Genomic DNA, 23,787 nt, shown 5'->3' on the forward strand with positions numbered 1-23,787 from the left:
CCGCGGGGGCGGACCCATCGGATACGGACCTACGCGATCTCGTAGAAACCGGGACCGTCCAGGTAGCGCGCCGACACGCAGTCCCGGGCGACGGCGCTCTCGCTCTCGTGAGCCAGGAACACCCGCAGCGGGAAGGTCCAGTCGTCGACGGAACGGCTGATCGGGTCGCCGGGGGTCACCCGGAACACGCAGTCGTGGAAGCTCTCCAGCGCTTTCAGCTCCGCCAGCTTGGGGTAGCGGGCGAGACGCCCCTCGACGGGCGAGACCATGTTGACGATCCTGGCGTGCCGGGCCGGCTCGTAGTCGGTGTTCCATCGCCCGAGGAAGCGCTCGGGGTCGGCGTACGCGTCGACGGTCCAGTCCAGTTGGCTCTCGCCGATCGCGGCCCCGGTGGGCACATGGACGTCGGCGCCGCAGACCCGGGCGCCCGTCTCGACCAGACGCGGCCCCTTCGGAGTCAGTTTGAGCTCGGAGTGCGCGGGTCCGTTGCGGATGCCCAGGGCGTCCAGGACCAGCAGGGTGTGCTCGACCAGCGCGTCCTGTTCGGCGCCCCGGCGGGGCAGCAGCTCCGCGCCGGCCGGCAGGTCGCGGACGCCGTTCGCGCTGAGGTGGTGCATCTTCCAGATGTCGGTCACCCGGTGCCTGCCGTGCAGGCTCACCGTGTTGACGATGTACTCGTTGCCGACGAGGTACTCCTGGGCCAGTACCGCCCGGTTCTCCTGGCCCAGCACGCTGCGGCCCCCGATCAGCTTGCCGAACGCCGCGCGGACGTCCTCGGCGCTGTCGCAGAAGAAGACGCCGTCGTTGCCCGCGCTGCTCACCGGCTTCAGCACGACACGGCCCGGGTTCCTGCCGTACCAGTCGAGCAGGGTGTCCAGGTCGGTGGCCAGGAGCTGCTCGGTGGCCGGGACCCCGGCCTTCCGGACGGTCTCGGTCATCTGGAACTTGTCGCGCCGGGCGGGGCTCAGCGCGGTCCCGTTCGTGGGCAGGCCGAGCCGCTCGCTCAGCTCGTCGGCGAGCATGACCGCGCGCTCGATCCCGGGCAGCAGCCCGATCGGCGCATAGGGCGCCAGGGCCGCCGCCGTCGCCGTCACGTCCTGGTCGTGGACGATGTTGACGGTGAAGTCATCGGGCCGGAAGCTCGCCGCGTAGACGGCGGGAACCGTCGGCGTGCTCTGCACATGGATGCAGTCGACGCCCCGCTCGCGGAACAACGGGGCGAGGCAGCGCGCGCTCGCGAACGCGTCGACGACGACCACCGTGCGACGGTCTGTGCTGGAACTCATGGTCATCCCACCATCGGTTGCTGACGGGCGGCGAGGCCGCGTGAGTGGACAGGAGCGGTCGTCATGCGCCGGCGATCTCGACGGGGTCCCCGAACCTCATCAGGTCCCGGTAGGCCATCGCCCTGGTGTGGCGCATCGTGCGCAGCATCGCGATCGCGCTCTCGGCGGCCTCGTCGACCTGCACGATCGACTGGTCGTCGCCGACGAGGGCGGCGGTGACGGCGATGTGGCGCTCGATGTCGTGCAGATCGGCCTCCAGCAGGGCGTCGCGCGCGAGGGCCAGCTCGGGGTCGGCGACGGCCACCTTGGCGAACGGCTCGCCGGAGGCGGCGACGAGTTTGCGCATCGCCTTGCGGAACGCCTTGTGCTCGGGCTGGGTCCGGCCGGTGAGCGCCACCGGCACGGCCGGGGGCTGCATCGTCGGCCGGACCCTGGCGTCGTAGCAGGCCGCCGACATGTCCCCGGAGTGCATCATGGCCGCGGTGAACCCGCGGACCAGCACGACGGCCTCGCGCAAGGCGGTCACCGCGGTGTCGCGGTCGGCGTCCGCCAGCGCGGCGACGGCCCGGGAGACGGCGTGCGCCGCCGCGAGGTTGAGTACGAAGTAGAAGTGATGGGTGATGACCCACCGGGTCAGCTCGTCGCGGCCGACACGGCGGGGCGTCCCGGACGCGACCGCCGCGCCGGAGGGCTCGGCCGCCGGCGGACCGTCCTGCGGGCTCAGACCCCTGAGGATCAGGACCATGGCCCGGACCTCGGCCGCCCGGTCGTTCAGGTCGAGTCGGGCGCCCCGCAGATCGGCGAGGGTCCGGGCGATGATCGTGGTTGTCTCCCGGCGGCGGTAGGCGTCGTCGATGTCCGCCGTGCGCACCCCGAAGTACTCGTGGTTGGGCACGATCGGCCGCAGCGACGCGGTGTCCATCGGTGCGGTGGCGGCCTCGTCGGCGAGGTGTCCGGCACGGGCCACCGCGGTGTCCAGCGCCTCGTGGATCGCGTCGTCGTCCGCCCCGTTCGGGTCGAGCAGCCGGGTGTGCAGGTGGTTCAGCGCGTCGATCGCCGCCGTGAGGGCGGCTTCGACGGGGGCGGCGGGCCGGGTGCGGCAGTGCACGGCGTTGTCCGCCGGGAGGACGACGAGGGGTATGTCGGGGCATGCAGGGGCCATGTCGGTCACCTCGGATGTTCGGTGGTCGTGTTCGGTGTCGGCGGGGGCGTGCGGCGCCGCCGCGCCGGACGGCCCGTCACCCGGCGGGTGCGGCCGCGCGCCGGACCGCGCCGCTGAGCGCGGTCCCGGGATCGGTGATCAGGTCGACGTTCACGGGAGTGCCCCGGGCGAGGAGACGGCGGCCCTGCGCCATGTCCCGGGGGCGGTCGACGGTCAGGAGGGCCCGCAGGCGGTCGCCGCTCAGCCACAGCGCCGTCCAGTCGGGTCCGTCCGGCGTGCCCCGGAAGACCACCCGGTCCGCGGCGGCGTGATGGCCGGCGTACTGCACCATCCGCCCGAACTGCTCCGACCAGACGTACGGGACCGGGTCGTAGAGCGCTTCCTGGCCGAGCAGTGCGGCGGCGGCCACGTCGGGCGCGTTCAGGGCCGTGTCCCAGTGCTCGGCCGTCAGCCGCCGCCCGTACCGCGCCGACCACCAGGAGGCGCAGTCGCCGGCCGCCACCACCTCCGGGCGGGCCGTGCGCAGCGAGCCGTCCACGACGACTCCCCCGGCGACCTCGAGCCCGGAGCCGGCCAGCCAGCCGACCTCCGGCCGCACCCCGACGCCGGTCACGACCGCGTCGGCGGGCAGGAAGGACCCGTCGGCCAGCGTGAGTCCGCCGGGATCCACCGAGGCGACCCGGACCCCGCAGCGCAGCTCGACGCCGCACTCGGCGTACCAGCCGGCGGTCAGCGCACCGAGTCCGGGCCCGAGCGCCCCGGCCAGCGGGGCGTCGCCGGCTTCCAGGACCGTCACCCGGCAGCCCTTCCGGGCCGCCGCGGTCGCCACTTCGGCGCCGATCCACCCGGCTCCGACGAGCACCACCCGCGCGCCCGCGCGCAGCGAGTCGCGCAGCCGTTCCGCGTCGTCCAGGGTCCGCAGAACGTGCTGCGGCCCCTCACCGGGCAGCCGGACCGGCATCGCACCCGTGGCGATCACCAGCCCGTCGAAGGGCAGCGGCCCCGCCGAGGTCGCCAGGGCCCCGCCGGGACGGCCGTCGTGCAGGCGCAGCGCCTCGGCCCGGGTGCCGAGGAGCCGCTCGCACCGCAGGGCCTCCCAGTCGGCGGGCAGGGCGATGCCGTCCGTGTCGCCCGCGAGGACGGCCTTCGACAACGGGGGCCTGTCGTACGGCGGGTGGCTCTCGGCCCCCACGAGGGTCAGGCGGCCCTCGTAGCCCCGTGCGCGCAGGCGCTGGAGCGCGCTCAGGCTCGCGAGCCCGCCCCCGACGACGATCACGTTCCGCATGAGTCGCACCTCTGGTTCTCCACGGCTCCTTCGGCCGCGGCGATCGACCTCGCCAACGCCGTCTTGACGGGAATGCCGAGCCGTTCGGCCGCGGCGACCACGTCCTCGTACTCCGGCTGGACGTTGACGATCCGCCGCCGGTACCGCGCGACCTTGACCCGTACGGAGGCCTCGCCCACGGCGACGGTGGTGAACTCCCGCTCCAGCTCGTGCTTGTCCACCCGGTGCTCGCGGGTGCCGATGGTGGAGGTCTCGGCCGTGATCGTCTCCCGTACGGCGGGCAGGACCGGGAGCGGGCACAGCGCCGAGAGCATGTGGGCGGGGCGTCCCTTCTTCATGAGGATGGGCGTGAGCCAGGCGTCGGAGGCGCCGGCCTCCAGCAGCCGGGTCAGGACCTGCGGCCAGATGCGCGGGTCGAGGTCGTCGACGTTGGCGTCGACGACCACCGCCTGCGCCGCGGCCGGGGCATCGGCCCGCGGGGCGGTCCCGAGGACGACCCGGACGACGTTCGGGACGTCCGCGAGGTCGCGCGTGCCCGCGCCGGCCCCGGTGGCGACCAGGCGGAGCTCGGGCATGCCGCCCCACTCGCTGCACAGCGTCAGCAGGAGCGCCACACCGGTCGGGGTGGCCATCTCGTACGGGAATCCACCGGACCGGGCCGGTGCGCCGGAGCCGGTCAGGAGCCTGAGGACGGCGGGCGCCGGGACGGGGATCCGGCCATGGGCGCTGCGCGCCCGTCCGCTGCCCAGCGTCACCGGTGTGGCAGCGGCGGCGGTGATGCCCAGTTCGTGCGCGGCGGCGCAGACGCCCACCACGTCCGCGATCGCGTCGAGGGCGCCGACCTCGTGGAAGTGGACGTCGTCGACGGCGACGCCGTGCGCGGCGGCCTCGGCGCGGGCCAGCCGCAGGAACACCGAGTGGGCTCGTTCCCGTACCGCCTCGGGGAGCGCGGCCCGCGCCAGCGTCGTGCGGATCGCGTGCCAGGTGCGGTGCGGCGGGCCGGGGTCGGCGTCGACGTGCACCTGGGTCGCGGACAGGCCGCAGCGCCGGACCTGCTCGGCGCGGATCCGGATGCTGCCGGGAGCGACCGCGTCGACGGCCCGTCCGACCGTGTCCACGGTGGCTCCCGCGTCGAGCAGGGCGCCCAGCAGCATGTCGCCGGCCACCCCCGAGGAGCAGTCGAACCAGGCGGAGACAGGTGTGTTCATGAGCCCACCGGGATCGGCCGGCCGGTGTCCCGGCGCACCATCCGACGTGTCATCCGGGCCGCCGCGACGGCGGCTCCGAACCCGTTGTCGATGTTGCAGACCAGCACGCCCGGGCCACAGGAGTTGAGCATGGTGAGCAGCGGGGCGATGCCGCCGAAGCAGGCGCCGTATCCGACGCTGGTCGGCACCGCGACGACGGGGACGGCAACCAGTCCGGACACCACGCTCGGCAGTGCGCCGTCCATGCCCGCGACGACGACGAGGCAGTCCGCGGCGTCGAGCCTGTCCCGCACCGCGAGGAGCCGGTGGATGCCGGCCACCCCGACATCCCGCACCAGCTCCACCGAGCAGCCGAACTCCCGGGCGACGAAGGCGGCTTCCCGTGCCACCGGTTCGTCCGTCGTCCCGGCCGTCACCACCACGACCCTGCCCTGGACGGACGGCGGCTCGCCCAGCGCGGCGCAGCGTGCCTCCCGGTCGATCCGCACCTCGGTCCGTACGCCGGTCGGCACGTCGCTTCCCGCGTCGCCGTCGAAGCCCCGGGACACCGCGTCCAGGGCCTCGTCGGACAGGCGCGTCGCGAGGGCGGTGCGCCGGCCGGGCTGGCGGACGAGCTCCTGGAGCAGGGTGACGATGTGGGCGGTCTTCTTGCCGGCGCCGTAGACCACCTCGGGATCACCGGTGCGCAGAGCCCGGTGGGTGTCCAGGCGGGCGAAGCCGAGGTCCTTGATCCCGTCGCCGTCGCCGCGGCCGGCCAGGGGGCCGGCCACCAGCTCCCTCAGGGCCTCCTCGACGCCGCTCGTGCCCGCGGACACGCGGTGCAGCAGGTCCCGTACCTCCTCGCGGTCCATGGCTCACCCCTCGGCGCTGTCGTTGAGGGAACCGGAGCGGAACCCGCGCGGGTCGACCTCCACGGAGGCGAACCCGGCCGCCCGGACGGCGTTCAGCGCCTGGGCGCAGGACGTGACGGCGGGCACGGCCGGGGCGTCGACCTGGACGAGGGCACGCTCACCGAGGTCGCGGACCCGCAGGTCGTACGTGCCGATCCCGGCCCGGCCCAGCGCCTCCCGCAGCGCGGTCTCCGCGGCCTCGACGCGGGCGAGCCGCTCCCGGGTGACGGTCAGGCCGTAGGCGACGCGGCTGGACAGGCACGGCGACGCCGGCTTGTCCCAGGTCGGCAGTCCCCAGGCGCGGCTCGCCGCCCGGACCTGGTCCTTGGTCAGGCCCGCGTCGGCCAGCGGGGTGACCACGCCCCGCTGTGCGGCCGCGCGGATGCCGGGCCGGAAGGGGTCGGTCAGATCGTCGGCGTTGGTGCCGGTCGCGACATGGGCGAGGCCCTCGTCGGCCGCCACCGCCAGCAGTCGCCCGGTCAGTTCGTTCTTGCAGTACCAGCAGCGGGAGCGCGAGTTCTCGCGGTATCCCGCGACCTGGAGCTCGCGGGTGGCGACGAAGGTGTGCCGGGCGCCGAGCGCGCCGGCGATCTCCCGCACCGCGTCGCGCTCCCGGCCGGGCAGGCTCGCCGAGTCCCCCGTCGCGGCGAGCACCCGGTCGGGGCCGAGCGCGCGGAGGGCCGCCGCCAGCAGCAGCGTGGAGTCCGCGCCCCCGGAGAGCGCCACCACCAGGGAGTCCAGTTCGAGCAGCCGCCGGTGGAGGTCGTCGAGCTGCCGTGCGGGTACGTCACCGAAGTGCGGCGGAGTGCCCGCCGGCGATGTCTGCAGGGGCATGCGGGTCACTCGATTCCCAGGGCGGACATCATGGGGCGCAGCTTCGCGCAGGTCTCCGCGTACTCGGCCTCGGGGTCGGAGTCGGCCACCAGACCGCAGCCGGCGAACAGCGAGGCGGAGGAGCCGTCGAGCAGGGCGGAGCGGATGGCGACCGCGAACTGGCCCTCACCGGCGGGGGCGGCCCAGCCGACCGCCCCCGCGTACCAGCCGCGGTCGAACCCCTCGTTGTCGGAGAGCCAGCTCAGCGACTCCTGGCGGGGATGGCCGCCCAGCGCGGGCGTGGGGTGCAGCAGCTCGACGAAGTCCAGGACGCCGGCCTCGGAGCCGGGCGCCAGGCGGCCCCGGACGTCGGTGGACAGGTGCTGGACGTTGGTGAGTTTGACCACGCGGGGCGGGGTCTGGATCTCCACGTCGGCGCAGGAGTCGTGGAAGGCGTTCCGGAGCATCCGGACCACGACGTCGTGCTCGTGCTGGATCTTGGGGCTGGCGACCAGTTCGCGTTCCAGCGCCTCGTCCTCCTCGGGCGTGGCTCCGCGGGGGGCGGTGCCGGCCAGTCCCAGCGCGCGCACGGTGCGGTCGTCGACGCGCACCAGGTACTCCGGGGTGGCGCCGAGGAAGGTGTACTCCTCGTGGTCGATCGCGAAGACGGTGGTGCCGGGGTTGGCCTCGCGCAGTCGCCCGACGGTGGCGGGGACGTCGAACGGCGTGGACGCGGTCACCCGGAGTTCGCGTGCCAGCACCAGCTTCTCGAAGACGCCGTCGCGGATCCCGCCGGTCGCCCGGCGCACCAGCCCCTTCCAGTCGTCGGCGCCCGGCAGCTCGACGCTGGTGTGCGTACGAGCCGCCGGGGCCGACGGCTGCCGCCGCGGGGGACCGGCGGTACGGAGACAGCGGTCGGCGAGCTGGGCGAGCGACTCGGCCAGCTGCTCGGGGTCGCTGTCGTGCATCAGTACGGCGTTGAGCCGCAGTTCGGCGGGGTGGGCTCGGTCCGTGACGCCCGGCTCTGGCAGGGCGCTGCGCAGTTGCAGGGACGGCACCCACAACAGCGCGTCGGGGAGCCGTCGGTTCTCCGGCGTGCTGTCCGGGCTGAACGCGAACCCGCCGATGGCGAGGGGGCCGTCGGCACCCGGCAGTGGAACGGTGGCGGTCGTGCCGCCCGTCACCGGGTTCCGGGACAGCTCCGTCCACGTCTCGCGGACGGACGCCATCCGCGTCTCGCCGCGGCCCCGCAGATCGCGGGCCGTCCCGATGGCGACGACGCTGTCGCGGTCCCATGCCGACTGCCACAGGAAGGAACGGGGCGTACTGCGCCGGGCACGGCTCCAGACCGCCAGGGGGTCGGTGACCGAGAGGGGCCTGGCCCAGCTGGCGAGCACCGTCCGCTGGGTGGCCCGCGCCCGGTCCAGGGCGCGCCGGCAGGTGGCGAGCAGGCTGTCGAGGTCCGCCTGGTCGAGCACGGACGCGTGCCGCACGGGCGCGGCGGTCGGGGCGGTACCGGTCCGCACGGTCAGTACACCCCTTCCACGACGGCGGTGCCGCCGCCCTCCGTGGTCAGCGGCCGGATGTCGGCCAGACCGTCCTGCGGATAGGCACGCGTGGGAGCGATGCGCAGCACCGCGTCGCGCTCCAGCGTCCAGGGCAGCAGCAGGTCGCGGGAGACCAGGCTGATCCTGGCCTGTCCCCGCTCGCCGTAGCCGACTTCGCTGGTGGTGTCCTCGGGGTCGACGACCCTGACATGGCTGAAGGGGTGGAACGGCACGAAGACGCAGCCGCCCTCGTCGGCGGCGCTCCTGGGGCGCTGCGGGGCTATGCCCATCATGGTGTTGCCGTACAGGCCCACCACCGCGGCGTCGGGGAAGACCTCCTCCTCCAGCACGCGCAGCGTCTCCGGGCTCACGCTGGTGCCGGCCCAGATGATCCCGCGCACCTTCCGCTGGACCAGGTCCAGCAGCTTCTCGTCGGCGGCGAGGGCCTCCAGCACCGGCGGCGTGGCGAAGAGCACCGAGACCGGCTGGGTGGCCAGCACGTCCTCCGCCTGCGCCAGGATGTGCCGGACGTAGCGTGCGGCCTCGTCGGTCCGTCCCGCCTTGACGCTGCCCTTCACCCAGCGCGGGTCGAAGTCGATGTAGTGGCAGAAGGTACGGCGCAGCCGGGCCAGCAGCCCGACGGAGCGGCCCACGATGTGCGGCCCGGTCGGGCCCAGGTGGAGCCAGTGGCCGTCGCCCTCACCGGGGACGCCGTGCTCGGCGAGGACCTCGCTCACCCACAGCACGCCGTTGCGGCGGGAGTGCGCCTCCACGATGCGCTTGGGCCGTCCGGTGGTGCCGCCGCTGTCGAACACCTGGAACTCCCAGGCGTCCCGGAGGGTGCCGGCCGGCACCAGATCGTCCACGGGGATGTCGCGCCACTCCTCGCTGACATCGGGGAAGAGGTCGAGGTCCGCCCAGGAACGGATGTCCGTCAGGGGGTCGAAGGCCAGTTCCGCGGCCTTCTTCACCCAGTACGGGGAGCCGGTCTCCGGGGAGAAGTGCCACTGCATCGCGGCGCGGATGAACTCTTCCGGGGCGAGGTCGGCGCGGAGGGGATCGGCCGATGTCTCCAACATGTTTCTCCTCCGTCAGAAGCGGGTCAGACCTGGGCCAGCGAGCGGGCGGGGGTGACGGGCAGCGTCCGTCCCACGGCCTCCACCACGGGCTTGAGCCGGTCCATGAGCGCGCCGAACTGCTGCGCGGTGAGCGCCTGGGCGCCGTCGCACAGCGCGTTGCGCGCGTCGGTGTGCACGTCGATGAGCAGGCCGTCGGCACCGCAGGAGGCGGCGGCCAGGGACATCGGCCCGACCAGGTGGGGCCGGCCGGTGCTGTGGCTGGGGTCGACGATCACGGGCAGATGGGTGAGCCGCTTGGCCTCGGCCACGGCACTGAGGTCCAGCGTGAACCGGGTGCTGCGGTCGTAGCTGCGGATGCCGCGCTCGCACAGGACGACGTCGCCGTTTCCCGCCTGCATCACGTACTCGGCGGCCATCAGCCACTCCTCGATCGTGGCCGACATGCCCCGCTTGAGGAGGACGGGCCGCCCCGACGCCCCGGCCTCGCGCAGCAGTTCGAAGTTCTGCATGTTGCGCGTGCCGATCTGGAGCATGTCGCTCTCCTCCGCGACGCACTCCACGTCGCCGGGGGTGACGACCTCGGTGACCACCGGCAGGCCGGTGCGCTTGCGCTGCTCCGCCAGGAGGGCGAGACCCGCGAGCCCCATCCCCTGGAAGCTGTAGGGAGAGGAGCGGGGCTTGAACGCACCGCCGCGCACCATGACCGCGCCGGCCGCGACGACGGCGTCCACCACCGAGAACATCTGGTCCCGGCCCTCCACCGCGCAGGGGCCGGCGATCACCATGAACTCGGTTCCGCCGAACGCGGCCTCGTCCGAGGGCCCGACCTTCACCACGGTGTCCTCGGCGCGGAACTCACGGCTCGTCAGGCGCTGCGGGCCCGACAGCACGATCACGCGGTCGACCCCTGCGGCCTTCTCCACGGCAGACACCAGTTCCGGCGTTCCGCACTGCTCGGTGATGAGCATCGCGATGTCGTCCATCGTGCTGGACACCGCGATCAGGCCCTGGTCCCGGAGAATTCCGGAGACGTAATCCAGCTGTTCGCGGGTGGCCCGCGGACGCATTGCCACGATCATGGGAGCCTTCCAAATGGGCTGGCACGCGGGATCTTCATCCCGATTGCGACTCCAAGCCATTTCGGCCTGAGTGTGAGCGACACCGGACACTCCCGGTGGCTGCGGTCGGAGAACGACCTGTGCCGGAAGGCTAACCAGAGGTCGGCCGCTCATGGCAGTGGCCTGGCAGGATGCTGCCAACCTCCCGTGGAATCACCCACGATCGCCGTCTGACGTGCTGTGATCGCCGGGCAGTCCTCGAGCGGGGACGGCAGTCACACAGGCCGAGCGAGGGAGTGGGCCGTGAAAATCATCGACATCAGCCAGGGCTGGTACGAGGGCATGCCCTCTTATGACGCGCCGTGGTACCCGAAATTCGGTGTGCGCAGGGCCATGTCGCCGAAGACCGATCCGTCGGGCGTCGGCCGGACATTTTCCGATCTCCAGCTCTTCCCGCACAACGGAACGCACGTGGAATCCGGCTACCACTTCTTCGAGGACCGGGAAAAGATTGACGAGGTTCCGCTGGACACCTTCGCCGGCCGTGCCTGCGTCGCGGACCTCTCCCACAAGCGCGACCTCGACCCGGTCACCGGCGAGGACCTGGAGAAGGCACTGCGCGACGTGTGGCAGCCCGGGGACCGGCTGCTGGTGCGCACCGACCACCCGAACCGCTACCTGGGCCGGGAGGACTACTGGGACAAGCCGCCGTACCTCACCGTCTCCGCCGCCGACTGGATGGTGGACAACGGAGCCGTCCTGGTCGGCATGGACTGCATCACGGAGCGGCCCGACGACCGCAGCGGCCAGGTGCACCGGCGCCTGCTGGCGGCCGGCATCCCCATCCTGGAGAACATCCAGAACCTCGACCAGGTCGGCGGCCCCGTGGTCCAGTTGATGGCGCTGCCCGTCAAGATCGCCGACGTGGAGGCCGCGCCGGCCCGTGCCGTGGTCATCGACGGATGGCCTCTCTGAGCGCCCCCGGGGGCACGGTGTCGGACAGGGGGCAGTCGTGACCGGAGAACTGACGGCGGTTTCGCTCACCCGGGTGGCGGCGGCGACCGAAGAGGCGGTCGACGCCGCGGTCGAGGAGGCGCTGGGTCTCCTGGGCCACCCCTTGCGGGAGGTCGGCAAGGGCGACCGCGTGGTCATCAAGCCCAACATGTTCCAGCGCAAACCGGGGTTCAGGACGAGTCCCGAACTGCTGCTGGCCGTGGCGGCGCGGGCGTCGGCGCGCGGGGCCGAGGTCTACGTGGCCGAACGCACGCACGTGCTGAAGGAGATACTCCAGCGGGCCCCCGTCCACCGCTACGCCCAGGTGGTCAGCTTCGACGACCGGCCGCTGCGCGTGGTCCAGGTGCCCGGCGCCACGTCGCTGAGGGTGCCGATCGCCGTTCCCGACCTGGTGCTGGACTGCGACTTCTTCATCGGGGCACCCCAACTGCGCACCCATTCCAGCGTGGTGCTGACCAACGCCATGAAGAACCTGGTGGGCCTGCTGCCCGGATTCACCACGCGCATCGTCCACATGGCCGGGGTCGAGGAGGCCATCGTCGACCTCAACCAGCTGCGCCCGCAGCACCTGGTGGTCTGCGACGCGACGACCGTCATCGAGGGGAACTACCCGATGGAGGGCACGACGCGTGAGGCCGGTCTGATCGCGGCCTCGCGCAACGCGGTGGCCCTGGACGTGACGATGGCGGCGGTCGCCGGCGTGGGGTCCTGGGAACTCGCCTATCTGCGCGACGCCCACGCCCGAGGCCTCGGGCCGATCGACCTGGCCGACGTCGACGTACGGGGCACGGCCGTGGAGGACGCCGCGTTCAAGATCCGGCGCGCCCCGGTGGACCTCACCCCGCCCCGGGAGGGCATCCACGTCCAGGCCGAGACGGCGTGCGAGGACTGCCGCCGCTGGCTGGCCGCCGCGATGCACCTGCTGCGCGACGAACTCCTGCGCTTCCCGGGGGAGATGACGATCGTGTCCGGCCCGATGGAGCGGCTCCCGGCGCTGCGCGGCGCGGTGGTCCTGGTGGGCAACGCGATGTACGAGCACCGCGACGCCGGCGTGTACCTGGAGGGGTGCCCGCCGCGGGCGATCCAGACCGCCGGGCTGCGCTACGCGATGGGCCAGTCCGTCACGGAGCAGGAGGCCACCCAGTTCCGCGTGCCGCGCCAGGAGGCGGGTGCCCGGGACGGCAGCGGGTTCGCCGGACTGTCACTCGAGGAGTGGATCTGACATGGAGACGTTCATCCCCGTACTGCGCGGCGGCCAGGAGCACCGGTCACGTGACTCCCGCCCGCTGCACGACGTGAACGGCAACCCGCTCGCCGAGGTCCACGAGGCGCCCGCCCTGACGACGAGGCTGACCGCGAAGGCCATGCGCCAGGGGCCGGCCCTGGACCCCGAGAAGCGGCTGGCGGTGCTCGCCGAGGCGGGCGCCCTGTTCGCGGGGGCCACGCTGGGCGGACAGACCCCCGAGGAGTACTGCCGGCTCCAGGCGCTGGCCTCGGGCGTGCCCGTGGCGGTCGCCCGTGGGACGCTCGAGCGGATGCGCGGCGACAGCGCTCTGCTCGGCACGGTCGTCGGCAGGCAGTCCCCGGTCGGGGCCGGCCGGACGGCCCGCTGGGTGCGCCGCGGCTCCGTGCTCGGCGTCGTGGCCCCCAGCAACCATCCGGCCACCCACGGGGCCTGGCTCCAGGCCCTCGCCATGGGGTACCGGGTGGCCGTACGGCCGGGCACCCGCGACCCGTTCACCCCGCTGCGTCTTGTGCGGGCCCTGCTCCAGGCCGGTCTCGACCCGCACTGGATCAGCCTGCTCCCCGGATCCCATTCCGCCGCGGACTCGCTCGTCCAGGCGGCCGATCTGGCTCTGGTGTACGGCAGTGAGGCCACGGTCGCCCGGATGCGCGGCAACGACCGGGTGCTGGTGCGCGGGCCGGGGCGGACGAAGATCCTGGTGGACGGCGCGTACGACGACCGTACGCTGGACCACCTGGTCACGGAGACCGCCTCGGACGGAGGCGTGCGGTGCACCAACACCACCGCCGTCCTCACCTCCGGCGACCACCGGGAGCTGGCCGAGGCACTGGCCGAGCGGCTCGCCCGGCTGCCGGCCCACCCGGTCACCGACGACCGGGCGGTCCTGCCGGTCCGCCCGCGCAAGGAGGCCGAAGCCCTCAGGGCGTCCCTCGACCGGGCCGCCCAGGGAGCGTCCGACCTGACGGGACGTCACTACGAGGACGGCCCGCTGGCACCCGTGGGTGACGACGGCGTGGCGCTGCGTCCCGCCGTCCTGTGCGTGGACCGCGGCGACCACCCCGGGCTGCGGACGGAACTGCCCTTCCCCTGCGTGTGGGTGGCGCCCTGGCGGCCGTCGGACGGCCTGGGCCCGCTGGACGACTCGCTCGCCCTGACCCTGCTGACCGACGACGCCCCGCTCGTCGCCGAGGCCCTGGAGTCGCCCGGGATCCGCACCGTGCTCCACGGCAGGGTCGCCGACTGGTGGAAGGACCCGTACCTGCCGCACGACGGATACCTCGGCCAGTTCCTCAACGAGGCGCGCGGCTTCGCCGCCGCGTGAAGCCGCGCCCCGCACCGGCGCCCCGCACCGGCCCGGCCCCCTTCGCAGGACACCCCTCACAGACAGGGACGCACCCATGCCCACAGACACCGCGACCCTCGCCGAGGTCGAGACGGCGGTGCACGACATCACCGCCGGCGCCCTCGGCCTGCCCGCCGTCGGCCGCCACGACAACCTGCTGGAACTCGGCGTCGACTCGCTCGTCGCCACCCGGATCGTGGCGGCGCTGCGCACCCGCTACGGCGTCGAGATCCCGCTGATCCTGCTCTTCGAGCACCCGGAGATAGCCGAGTTCGCCGAGTCCGTCCACGACCTCGTCCTCGAACTCGACGTCCAGAGCGGCACAGAGGACTGACCCCATGGGCGTACCGGGCGAGTTCCCCTACGACGCCGGGATCCATCCGGCCGGGTACACCACCCGGCTGTGGACCATGCGTCAGCTGGCGGGGCTGAGCAGCGCCGAATCCACCAACGCCCGCTTCAGATATCTGCTGGAGATGGGCGAGACCGGCCTGTCCCTCGCCTTCGACCTGCCCACCCAGCTCGGACTCGACCCCGACGACCCGGCAGCCCACGGCGAGGTGGGCCGCACCGGGGTGTCGGTCGCCACGGTGGACGACCTCGCCGAGGTCTTCGACGGCATCCCGCTCGACAAGGTGTCGGTGTCGTTCACCATCAACGCCACCGCTCCCATGCTGCTCGCGATGTGGATCGTGCTGGCCGAGCAGACCGGCGTCACACCGGCCGCGCTGCGCGGCACCCTGCAGAACGAGATGCTGAAGGAGTTCCTGGCCCGCAAGGCCTACGTCTACGACCTGCCGACCAGCGTCCGCTACGGACTCGACGTGATCGAGTACTGCCTTCAGGAGCTCCCCGGCGTCAACCCCGTGTCCGTCTCGGGCGGCCATGCGCGGGAGGCCGGGGCCGACGCCGCCCTCGAGGTGGCCTGCGCTCTGGCGAGCGTGGACGAGTACCTGCGCGGCATGGTCGCGCGCGGCCACTCGGCCGAAGCGGTGGCGGCCCGCTTCAGCTTCATCTTCGGGACCGACATGGAACTGCTGAAGGAGGCGGCGAAGCTGCGGGTCGCCCGCCGGCGCTACGCGGAGCGCATGAGGGCGCTCTGGGGCGCCCGCGATCCCAGGGCCATGAAGCTGCGCACCCAGGTCAACACCTTCGGCTCGGCGCTGGCCTACCAGGAGCCCCTCAACAACATCGTCCGGGCCACCGTGCAGGCGATCGCCGCGGTGCTCGGCGGCACCCAGTCGCTGCACGTGTGCAGCTTCGACGAGGCCGTGCAGACGCCGGGGCCGCTCGGGGCGAGGATCGCGCTGCGCACCCAGCAGATCCTCGCCGAGGAGACCGACCTGGCGCACTACCCCGATCCCCTGGGCGGCTCGCGGGTGATCGAGCAACTGGTGGAGACGCTGGGCCGCGAGGTGGACGACTGGCTGGAGCGGATCGACGCCCGCGGCGGAATCGCGGAGTGCATCCGCAGCGGATGGCTGGAGGGCGAGATCGAGGACCTCGCCTTCCACGACCCGGGTCCCGTCGTCGGGGTCACCGCGCCCACCCCCGTGGAGTCCGAGACCAGGCTGCTCCAGGCGGAGCGCCACACCACCACGGGCGGCCGGCGCGAGATCACCAGACGCCCCTGGGGCGACGAACTCGACCGGCTGCGCGAGGACGCCGCGGCCGGGCGCAACGTCATGCCCGCACTGATCCGCGCGGTTCGCGCCCGCGCCACCATCGGGCAGCTGTGCGCGGCCATGCGTCCCGACGACCACGTCCCGGAGAGTGACTGATGACGCATCTCATCGAGGCGGTGCGCCAAGGAGCCGGCCGAGACCAGCTGCTGGCCTGCCCGGTGCCCGGGTCCTACCGTGCGGTCCACCTGCGACGCGGTGAGGACCACCTGTTCCGGGGCCTGCACGGCAGGAACAAGGACGTCCGCAGGACCCTGCACGTCGGCGAGGTCCCCATGCCGGAACTCGCCCCGGACGAGGTGCTGGTGGCGGTGATGGCGGCGGCGGTGAACTACAACACCGTCTGGTCCGCCCTGTACGAGCCGATACCCACCTTCCGGTTCCTGGAGCAGTTCGCCCGGCAGGGCGGCTGGGCGCAGCGGCACAACCGCGACTACCAGGTGGTGGGTTCGGACGCGGCCGGGGTGGTGGTCCGCGTCGGCAGCGCGGTGCGGCACTGGTCCCCGGGCGACCGGGTGGTGGTCAACCCGCCGTACATCGACGAGCAGGATCCGGACGCGCAGCGGGACGGCATGCTCACCGAGGGGATGCTCGCCTGGGGTTTCGAGACCAACTTCGGCGCCTTCGGCGACTTCGCCGTGGTCCGGGCCACCCAGCTGGTGCCCAAGCCGCCCCACCTGTCCTGGGAGGAGGCGGCCTGCAACACGCTGTGCCTGGGCACCGCCTACCGCATGCTGATCAGCGACCGGGGCGCACGCATCAAGATCGGGGACGTGGTCCTGGTCTGGGGTGCGGCCGGTGGTCTCGGCTCCTACGCCGTGCAGCTGGTGCGCCAGGCCGGCGGCATCGCCGTCGGGGTGGTGGGCTCGGACGCCAAGGCCGATCTGCTGACGGACCTCGGCTGCCATGCCGTGATCAACCGCAACGACGTCGGTCTCGGCGAGGGCGGCGCCGAGTCCGCGACCGCGTGGAAGGCGCTGGGCTCGGCCATCCGCCGCGAGGTGGGCGAGGACCCGCACGTGGTCTTCGAACACGTGGGCCGCGCCACCTTCGAGACCTCGGTGAACGTGGTCCGGCGCGGCGGCACGGTGGTCACCTGCGGATCGAGCAGCGGCTACCGGCACTCCTACGACAACCGCTATCTGTGGATGCGCCTGAAGCGGGTCATCGGCAGCCACGGCGCCAACATCCACGAGGCCTGGGAGGCCAACCGGCTGCTCCGGCTGGGCAGCGTGGTCCCCGCCCTGTCCAGGGTCTACCCGCTGGAACAGGCGCCCGAGGCCACCCGGTCGGTCCAGCTCAACGAGCACGAGGGCAAGGTGGGGCTGCTGGTCCTCGCCACCGACGAGGACCAGGGTGTGGAGGACTGGGAGCTGCGCAAGAAGGCGGGCGAGGAGCGGCTGCGCCTCTTCCGCGAGCACGCGGCGCAGAAGGAGTCCCGATGACCGCCCCGGCCACCGTCCCGGACGCGTTCCGCCGCCGGGCACGGCTCAGCCCCTCCGCGGTGGCCGTGGCCGACGCCGCCGAACGGCTGGACTACGCGGAGCTGGACCGGCGCGCCGACGGCCTTGCGCACGCCCTGGTCGCGGCGGGGACACGCCCGGGCGACCGGGTGGTGGTCTGCGTCGAGCGCTCGGTGGCGCTGGTCGTGGCCCTCCTCGCCGTCCTGAAGGCCGGCGCGGCCTACGTGCCGGTCGATCTGGGCGAGGCGCCGGGCCGGCTGGCGGACATGCTCGACGACGCCGGGGCCCGCGTGGCCCTGTGCGACGCGGCGGGCCATGCCCTGCTCGCCGGGCGGCCGCTGCGCACACTGGACCCGTCGGCGAAGGACCCGGCCGCGCCCGCGCACCCGGCCCGGTCCGCTCCCCTGCCGGACGGGGGGCCGGAGGCCCTGGCCTGCCTGATGTACACCTCCGGGTCCACCGGCCGCCCCAAGGGGGTGATGGTCCCGCACCGCGCCGTGGTCAACCTGGTGTCCGAGCCGAACTACGTCCGGCTGGGCCCGGCGGACCGGCTGCTGCAACTGGCCCCGGTCGCCTTCGACGCCGCGACCTTCGAGATCTGGGGGGCGCTGCTCAACGGCGCCCGGGTGGAGCTGGCCCCGCCCCGCACGCTCGGTCCCGCCGAACTGGGCCGGCTGCTCGGCGAGCGCGGCATCACGGTGCTGTGGCTGACCGCGGCCCTGTTCCACCGTCAGGTGGAGGCGGCACCCGAGTCGCTCGCGGGGCTGCGCACCCTGCTGGCCGGCGGGGACGTGCTCTCACCCGGTCACGTCCGCCGGCTGCGGGCCGTGGCACCCGGCCTGGAAGTGGTGAACGGCTACGGCCCCACCGAGGCGACCACCTTCAGCCTGTGCCACCGGATCGCCCCGGACGAGGAGTTCCCCCGTTCGGTGCCGATCGGACGGCCGGTTCAGAACGCCGCCGTGGAACTGCGCGACGGCTCCGGCTCGGTGGTGCCGGACGGCGGGACGGGTGAGCTGTGGGTGGCCGGGGCCGGGGTCTCGCTCGGCTACTGGCGACGGCCCGCGCTCACCGCGGAGCGCTTCGTCCCCGACGCCTCCGGGCGGCTGTGGTACCGCACCGGCGACCTCGCCCGGCGACGCCCCGAGGACCGGGTGGTGGAGTTCCTGGGCCGGGCCGACGGCCAGATCAAGCTGCACGGCCACCGGGTGGAGCCCGGGGAGATCGAGCACGCGCTGGCACGGCACTCGTCGCTGCGGCAGGCGGCGGTCGCGGTGCGGACCAACCACCTGGGCGAGGACCGGCTGGTGGCCTGGGTGACGGCCGACGGCCGGCTGGACCGCCGCGCCCTGCGCTCCTTCCTGCGCGAGCGGCTGCCCGGCTACATGGTCCCCGCCGTGTTCCTGCGCGTGGAGGAGCTTCCGGTCACCAAGAACGGCAAGGTCGACCGGCACGCGCTGCCGGACCCGGACTGGCGCCGCAAGGAGAACTATGTCTGAGTCCCACGAGCAGCTGACCGACCTGGTCGCCGAGGCCTGGCGGGAGGTGCTGGGCATCGACGGCATCGGCCCCGACGACGACTTCTTCGATCTCGGCGGCGACTCCCTGACCGCCGCCCGGCTGGCGGGCCTGCTGCACACCCGACTGGGCACCGAGGTGAACGCGGTCGACGTACTCGACCAGCCCACGGTGTCCTCCCTCACCAAGGAACTGGAGCGCCGACGTGCCGACGGCAACTGACCCCGCACCGTCCGGCTCGGCCGGCGCCCGGGAGGTCCGCCTGTGGATCGGCGGGACCAGCGTCTCGCTCTTCGGCGACGCGGCCCTGTGGATCGCGCTCGGCGTCTGGGTCAAGGACCTCACCGGCTCCAACGGCGCCGCGGGCCTGGCCTTCGCCGCCTATGTGATGCCCCGGCTGGGTGCTCCCTTCCTCGGCCTGGTGGTGGACCGCTTCCGCCGCCGGCCGCTGATCGCCCTGCTCAACCTGGTGCTCTGCGGATGGGTCCTGCTGGCCCTGCTGGTGCACGACGGCAGCCAGGTCTGGCTGGTGTATCTCGTGCTGTTCGGCGTCGGCCTCGGCGTCGGCATGCACAACGCGGCGGGCAGCGCGCTGCTCACCAGCCTGGTGCCCCCCGACGCGCTCGGCCGCGCCAACGCGCTGCTGCGCACCATGCAGGAGGGGGGCATGCTGGTCGCCCCCGCCGCGGGCTCGTTCCTGTACCTCACCTTCGGCGCGCGTGCGGTGGCCGTGCTGGAGTCGGCGACGTTCCTGGTGTGCGCGCTGTGCGTGCTGGCGGTGCGGGTCGACGAACCCGCTCCCGAGCCGCCGGCCGGCAGACGCACCGAGGCCCTGGTGGCCGGCATCCGCCACCTGGCCGTCACACCACGGCTGCGGGCGGTGTGCATCACCATGGCGGGCGGCCTGCTGGGCTTCGGCTTCATCGAGACCGTCATCTACGCCGTGGCGGACCAGGGACTGCACCGCAGTGCCGCCTTCGTCGGCGTGCTCACCGTGGCCAAGGGCATCGGCTCGGTCCTCGGCGGGCTGGGCGCGACCCGGGTGCTCAAGCGACTGGGGCCGGGCGACGAGGCGATGCTCACCGTGTACGGGCTGAGCCTGATGGCGGCGGGCGTCGCCGTCCTGGCCCTGCCGGGACTGGTCACCGCACTGGCCGGTGTCTTCGTGATCGGTCTGGGCATACCCGGGGCGGTCGTCGGCCTCTACACCTCGGTGCAGCGCCATTCGCCCGCGCGCCTCCAGGGCCGCGTCGCGGCCGCGGCGAGCATGCTCGCCACCACGCCGCAGGTGCTGGCGGTGTTCACCAGCGCCGCACTGATCGCCCACGTGGACTACCGGCTGCTGCTGGTGGTGATGACGGTGCTGATCGGCTGCAGCGCCGGATACCTGGCCGTACGTTCGCGGAGCTTCGTCACCACGGCTCCGGCCGAGCAGGAAGAGGAAGCGGAGGCGACCGCATGACCGCACTGACCCTCCCCCTCACCCCGCAGCAGCGCGGCGTGTACTTCCTGCACTGCCTCGCACCCGACAGCGCGGTCTACAACGTCCCCGTCGTGCTGCGGGTACGCGGCGGCCTGGACTGCGACCGGCTGCAGAAGGCCGTGGACCTGCTCCAGCGCCGGCACCAGGCGCTGCGGCTGACCGTCGAGGAACGCGGCGGTGAGGTGCTGCAGTTCGTCCACCCCCCGCACCGGGCCGCGCCGGTACGGGTGAACCGGATCGCCCTGCCGGGCGCCGGTCCGCGCGCCGCGGCCCGGGAAGCGGTACGGCACGCGGCCGAGCCCTTCGACCTGGTCCGCGGGCCGCTGTGGCGGGTGGACGTGGTGGAGACGGCCCCGGACGAGCACGCGCTGGTGTTCTGCTTCCACCACATCGTCATGGACGAGGTCTCGGCCACCGCGGTGGCCGAGGAACTGCACCAGGCCTACGCGGCGCCCGACGCGCTCGACCCCGCCGGGCCCGAGCACACGTACGCCGAGTTCTGCGGCATGCTGCGCGCCGAGGACGACCCGGCGGGGCTGGACTTCTGGCGCACCCGGCTGAAGGGCCTTCAGCCGCTGCCGCTGCCCGAGGAGCACATAGCGGAGGAACACGGCCTGTTCACGGGCGACCGGGTGCCCTTCACCGTCCCCGGGCCGGTGTCGGCCCTGCTCGGCGAGGTGTGCCGCCGGCACCGGGTGTCGGAGTTCATGGTCTTCCACGCGGTCCTCCAGGTGCTGCTGCACCGCTGGACGGGCGCCATGGACCTGGCTGTCGGCACCCCGATGAGCGGCCGCACCGACGAACGCTTCCTGCACTGCGTCGGCTTCTTCCAGAACACCGTGGTGCTGCGCAGCCGGGTCACCCCCGAGCAGAGCTTCGCCGCCCTGCTGAAGTCCGCCCGGCGGACCGTGCTGGAGGGACTCCAGCACCAGCGGACGCCCTTCGAGTCGGTGGTCGACGCCGTGCGGCCCGCCCGGGAGGGGGCACGCAATCCGCTGTTCCAGGTGGCCCTGGTGTTCAACCGCCGCAAGGTGGAGCAGGACTGGACCCTGCCCGGCCTGACGGTCGAGCCCCTGCCGTTCGAGTGGAGGTCGTCGCACTTCGACCTCACCCTGACGCTTCAGCACGAGTACGACGTGGTCAAGGGCGACTTCGCGTTCGGCGCGCAGCGTTTCTCCCGGGCCACGGTGGAACGCCTGGCGGCCATGTTCCTCCGGCTGCTGGGCGCGATGCTGGACGACCCGGAACTGCTCGCCGGTGACGTCGAGTTGCAGGGGCCCAAGGAGCGCGAGCACGTCCTGGCCCTCGGCCGGGCGGCGGGACGCCATGTGCTGGACGAGCGGCTGCGGCCGCTGCCCCTGGGCTGCTACGGCGCGGTCCACACCGGCGATCCGCTGACGGGCGAGGTGACGCCGACCGGTGAGCGCGGCAGGTTCGACGCCGCCGGACGGTTCGAGCTGTGGCGCGATCCGGCCGAGGCGGCGCTGACCGCGCACCCGGCGGTGGAGCGTGCCCTGGTGGCCGCCGACGGGGCGGAGCGCGTCGGCTATGTGGTGCCCAGGCCCGGCGCGGACCTGCCCGCGGCACGGGAGTTGCTGGGCCGGCTGCAACAGCGGGTGCCGGCGCATCTGCTGCCGCAGCGGATCGTGGTGTGCCCACAGCTGCCCCCGGTCGCGGACGGCCCGGTCGATCCGGAGGCGGTGGCGGGGCCGGAGGCAGTGGCGGGGCTGGAGGCGGCACGGGACGGCGAGGAGCCGCGCGGTGAGACGGAGCGGCGCGTCGCGGAGCTCTTCGAGGAGCTGCTCGGCGTTCCGGGCCTCGGCCGGTACGACAACTTCTTCGACTTCGGCGGCCATTCCCTGCTGGCGGTGCGGCTGGCCGGCCGGGTCGCCGACGAACTGGGCAGGACCCTGCCGGTCGGGGCGGTCATGAAGGACCCGACGATCCGCGGCATCGCCGCGGCCCTCACGGACGGGACGCCGGACGGCGGATCCAGCCCGGTGGTCCGCCTGCGCGAGGGTTCGTCACCGGTGGCGGTGGCCCTGGTGCACCCGGTGGGAGGCACCCTGATGTGCTACGGCGGGCTGCTCTCACGCCTGCCGCGGGAGGCGACGGTCGTGGGCCTGGAACGACCCCCGGGCCCGCAGCCGCGGGACGCGTCCTACGGTGACCTGGTCGACCGCTACGCCCGTGCTCTGGCCGAGGCCGTGCCCGGGCGGCGGATCGCCCTGGTGGGCTGGTCCCTGGGCGGTGTGCTGGCGCACTCGGTCGCCGGGAGGCTGGTGGCGGCGGGCCACGAGGTGGCGCTCCTGGCCCTGGTGGACTCGCTGGCCCAGCGCACGCCCGCCGACGCCGAACGGATGACGCTCACCCGGGCGCGGCTGGACGAACTGGCCGAGCGGGTGCGGGCCGAGGGCAGCGGCGTGATCGGCGCCACCGACGAGGAGCGGCTGCTGATGCGCCGGTTCGGCGTCGACGTGGACGCGCTGCGGCAGACACCGCCCGACCAGGCGGCGGGGATGCTGCACGGCTGGGGCCGGCTGCTGGCACTGGTGGCCGGGTGCCGTCCCGGACCGGCCGAGGTACCCACCCGGCTCTACCTCTGCCGGGGCAACCCGGCCGGCTATCCGGAGGCGCTGGCCGCCAGCTGGTCGGGCCTGGCCCCGGACCTCGAGACGGTGCCGGTGCCCGGCACCCATGTGGAGGCGCTGACACCGCCGGCGGTCGACACGATCGCGGCGGACCTGGCCGCGGCCCTGACGAAGCCGGGGGACGCCTCGTGAACGGCCGCTTCGCGCCCGGCTGGTACCGGTCCGCAACCGTACGCGGCCGGCCGCGCCGCACCCTGGACGAGGACAGGGAGGCCGGGCTGCGGGTCTTCCCCGAGCACCTGGTGCCCCACCTGCGCCACGAGGGCCTGGCCGACCTGGGCGCCGACGCGCGGCAGGCGCTGCTGGCCCAGCACTTCTACCAGTACATGCTGTTCACCACCCATCTGGAGACCAAGGTCGTGAACCGGGGTGCCGCACTCGTGGCACACGGCGAGATCGATGTCGACCTCACCCCCGAGGCCCGGCTGGACGCTTTCAAGATCTACTGCGACGAGGGCTACCACGCCCTGTTCAGCCTCGACGTGGTCCAGCAGGTCGAGAAGGCCTTGGCCGTGCCCGTGCTCCCGTACGACTTCGCGCCCCGGCTGGCACGTCTGGAGCGCACGGCGGAGCGGTTCCTGCCTGGCCTGGACAGCCTGGGCCGGCTGCTCCAGGTGGTCGCCTTCGAGACCGTGGTGACCCGCTATCTGGCGCAGATCCCCCGGGACGAGACGGTATTCCGGGTGGTCCGCGAGGTGGTCGGCGACCACGTCAGCGACGAGGTGCACCACCACGCCTACTTCGTACGCCTCTTCAGGGAACTGTGGGCCTCCCTGAGCCCGGCGCTGCGCGTCAGGGTGGCCTGCAGCATGCCCCACTTCATCGACGACTGTCTGCGTCCCGACCTGGCGCCGGTCCGCGCGGCGCTCCTGTCGGCCGGTGTCGCTCCCGGCACCGCGGACGCCGTCGTCGCCGACTGCTACCGCGAGGACGTGCTGACGGCCGGCGTACGGGAAAGCGGCCGCCACACCCTGAAGCTCTGCGAGTCGGTGGGCGCCTTCGACATCCCCGAGGCCCGCGAACAGGCCCACCTCCTGGGCCTGCTCCCGTAGGCCCAGTC

Annotated in this window: 20 protein-coding genes; 11 read left to right on the forward strand and 9 right to left on the reverse strand. The window is 73.4% G+C overall.

What is annotated here, in order from left to right; translation table 11 throughout:
* Window positions 1-29: 29 nt before the first annotated feature.
* From R2S09_RS11225 to aroF, 9 genes are all read right to left on the reverse strand, one after another.
* Entirely contained in the window at window positions 30-1,286 is a 1,257-nt protein-coding gene (locus tag R2S09_RS11225; RefSeq protein ID WP_316740682.1) for an ATP-grasp domain-containing protein, read from the reverse strand.
* Between the two features lie 61 nt (window positions 1,287-1,347).
* The gene (locus tag R2S09_RS11230; protein ID WP_316740684.1) at window positions 1,348-2,448 is read right to left on the reverse strand and encodes a hypothetical protein; all 1,101 of its coding nucleotides are present in this window, start codon (window positions 2,446-2,448) and stop codon (window positions 1,348-1,350) included.
* Between the two features lie 76 nt (window positions 2,449-2,524).
* Window positions 2,525-3,733, reverse strand: a complete 1,209-nt coding sequence (locus R2S09_RS11235; protein WP_316740686.1) for an FAD-dependent oxidoreductase — start codon at window positions 3,731-3,733, stop codon at window positions 2,525-2,527.
* A complete protein-coding gene (gene larC, locus R2S09_RS11240; RefSeq protein ID WP_316740688.1) occupies window positions 3,721-4,941 on the reverse strand; it encodes a nickel pincer cofactor biosynthesis protein LarC in 1,221 nt (406 codons plus the stop codon). The genes R2S09_RS11235 and larC overlap by 13 nt, the downstream gene beginning before the upstream one ends.
* Window positions 4,938-5,792, reverse strand: coding sequence for a nickel pincer cofactor biosynthesis protein LarB (gene larB, locus R2S09_RS11245; RefSeq protein ID WP_316740690.1), 855 nt, complete (start codon window positions 5,790-5,792; stop codon window positions 4,938-4,940). The genes larC and larB overlap by 4 nt, the downstream gene beginning before the upstream one ends.
* 3 nt (window positions 5,793-5,795) lie before the next feature.
* Window positions 5,796-6,665, reverse strand: a complete 870-nt coding sequence (locus R2S09_RS11250) for an ATP-dependent sacrificial sulfur transferase LarE (protein ID WP_316740691.1) — start codon at window positions 6,663-6,665, stop codon at window positions 5,796-5,798.
* A 5-nt stretch (window positions 6,666-6,670) separates the two neighbouring features.
* On the reverse strand, window positions 6,671-8,170 hold the full coding sequence (locus R2S09_RS11255; RefSeq protein ID WP_306184326.1) for an isochorismate synthase MenF: 1,500 nt from the start codon (window positions 8,168-8,170) through the stop codon (window positions 6,671-6,673).
* 2 nt (window positions 8,171-8,172) lie between these two features.
* The gene (locus R2S09_RS11260) at window positions 8,173-9,270 is read right to left on the reverse strand and encodes a phenazine biosynthesis protein (protein ID WP_316740694.1); all 1,098 of its coding nucleotides are present in this window, start codon (window positions 9,268-9,270) and stop codon (window positions 8,173-8,175) included.
* A gap of 23 nt (window positions 9,271-9,293) precedes the next feature.
* Window positions 9,294-10,349 carry a 3-deoxy-7-phosphoheptulonate synthase gene (gene aroF, locus R2S09_RS11265; RefSeq protein WP_316740695.1) on the reverse strand — a complete coding sequence of 352 codons (1,056 nt, stop codon included), beginning with the start codon at window positions 10,347-10,349 and terminating at the stop codon, window positions 9,294-9,296.
* A 282-nt stretch (window positions 10,350-10,631) separates the two neighbouring features.
* On the opposite strand from aroF, the gene R2S09_RS11270 reads away from it, so the two are divergent.
* The 11 genes from R2S09_RS11270 (at window position 10,632) to R2S09_RS11320 (ending at window position 23,779) form a co-directional block, all read left to right on the forward strand.
* Window positions 10,632-11,303 carry a cyclase family protein gene (locus tag R2S09_RS11270; RefSeq protein WP_306184330.1) on the forward strand — a complete coding sequence of 224 codons (672 nt, stop codon included), beginning with the start codon at window positions 10,632-10,634 and terminating at the stop codon, window positions 11,301-11,303.
* Between the two features lie 37 nt (window positions 11,304-11,340).
* Window positions 11,341-12,564 (forward strand): DUF362 domain-containing protein, encoded by a 1,224-nt coding sequence (locus tag R2S09_RS11275; protein ID WP_316740698.1) that lies wholly within the window; start codon window positions 11,341-11,343, stop codon window positions 12,562-12,564.
* A 1-nt stretch (window position 12,565) separates the two neighbouring features.
* On the forward strand, window positions 12,566-13,909 hold the full coding sequence (locus tag R2S09_RS11280) for an aldehyde dehydrogenase family protein (RefSeq protein ID WP_316740700.1): 1,344 nt from the start codon (window positions 12,566-12,568) through the stop codon (window positions 13,907-13,909).
* A gap of 76 nt (window positions 13,910-13,985) precedes the next feature.
* Window positions 13,986-14,264 carry a phosphopantetheine-binding protein gene (locus tag R2S09_RS11285; RefSeq protein WP_316740702.1) on the forward strand — a complete coding sequence of 93 codons (279 nt, stop codon included), beginning with the start codon at window positions 13,986-13,988 and terminating at the stop codon, window positions 14,262-14,264.
* Between the two features lie 4 nt (window positions 14,265-14,268).
* Window positions 14,269-15,711: a methylmalonyl-CoA mutase family protein gene (locus R2S09_RS11290; protein WP_316740704.1), complete on the forward strand. Its 1,443-nt coding sequence runs from the start codon at window positions 14,269-14,271 to the stop codon at window positions 15,709-15,711.
* Window positions 15,711-17,057: a crotonyl-CoA carboxylase/reductase gene (ccrA, locus tag R2S09_RS11295; protein ID WP_306184335.1), complete on the forward strand. Its 1,347-nt coding sequence runs from the start codon at window positions 15,711-15,713 to the stop codon at window positions 17,055-17,057. Before R2S09_RS11290 ends, ccrA begins: the two co-directional genes overlap by 1 nt.
* Window positions 17,054-18,574, forward strand: coding sequence for an amino acid adenylation domain-containing protein (locus R2S09_RS11300; protein WP_316740707.1), 1,521 nt, complete (start codon window positions 17,054-17,056; stop codon window positions 18,572-18,574). Before ccrA ends, R2S09_RS11300 begins: the two co-directional genes overlap by 4 nt.
* The gene (locus R2S09_RS11305; protein WP_306184337.1) at window positions 18,567-18,815 is read left to right on the forward strand and encodes an acyl carrier protein; all 249 of its coding nucleotides are present in this window, start codon (window positions 18,567-18,569) and stop codon (window positions 18,813-18,815) included. Before R2S09_RS11300 ends, R2S09_RS11305 begins: the two co-directional genes overlap by 8 nt.
* Window positions 18,799-20,055, forward strand: a complete 1,257-nt coding sequence (locus R2S09_RS11310) for an MFS transporter (protein WP_316740710.1) — start codon at window positions 18,799-18,801, stop codon at window positions 20,053-20,055. The genes R2S09_RS11305 and R2S09_RS11310 overlap by 17 nt, the downstream gene beginning before the upstream one ends.
* Window positions 20,052-22,859, forward strand: a complete 2,808-nt coding sequence (locus R2S09_RS11315) for a condensation domain-containing protein (protein WP_316740712.1) — start codon at window positions 20,052-20,054, stop codon at window positions 22,857-22,859. The genes R2S09_RS11310 and R2S09_RS11315 overlap by 4 nt, the downstream gene beginning before the upstream one ends.
* Window positions 22,856-23,779 carry a diiron oxygenase gene (locus R2S09_RS11320; protein WP_306184340.1) on the forward strand — a complete coding sequence of 308 codons (924 nt, stop codon included), beginning with the start codon at window positions 22,856-22,858 and terminating at the stop codon, window positions 23,777-23,779. Before R2S09_RS11315 ends, R2S09_RS11320 begins: the two co-directional genes overlap by 4 nt.
* The last annotated feature ends 8 nt before the right edge of the window (window positions 23,780-23,787 follow it).

Origin of the sequence: Streptomyces sp. MK7 (genome assembly GCF_032658145.1) — a bacterium.
GTDB lineage: Bacteria > Actinomycetota > Actinomycetes > Streptomycetales > Streptomycetaceae > Streptomyces > Streptomyces spiralis.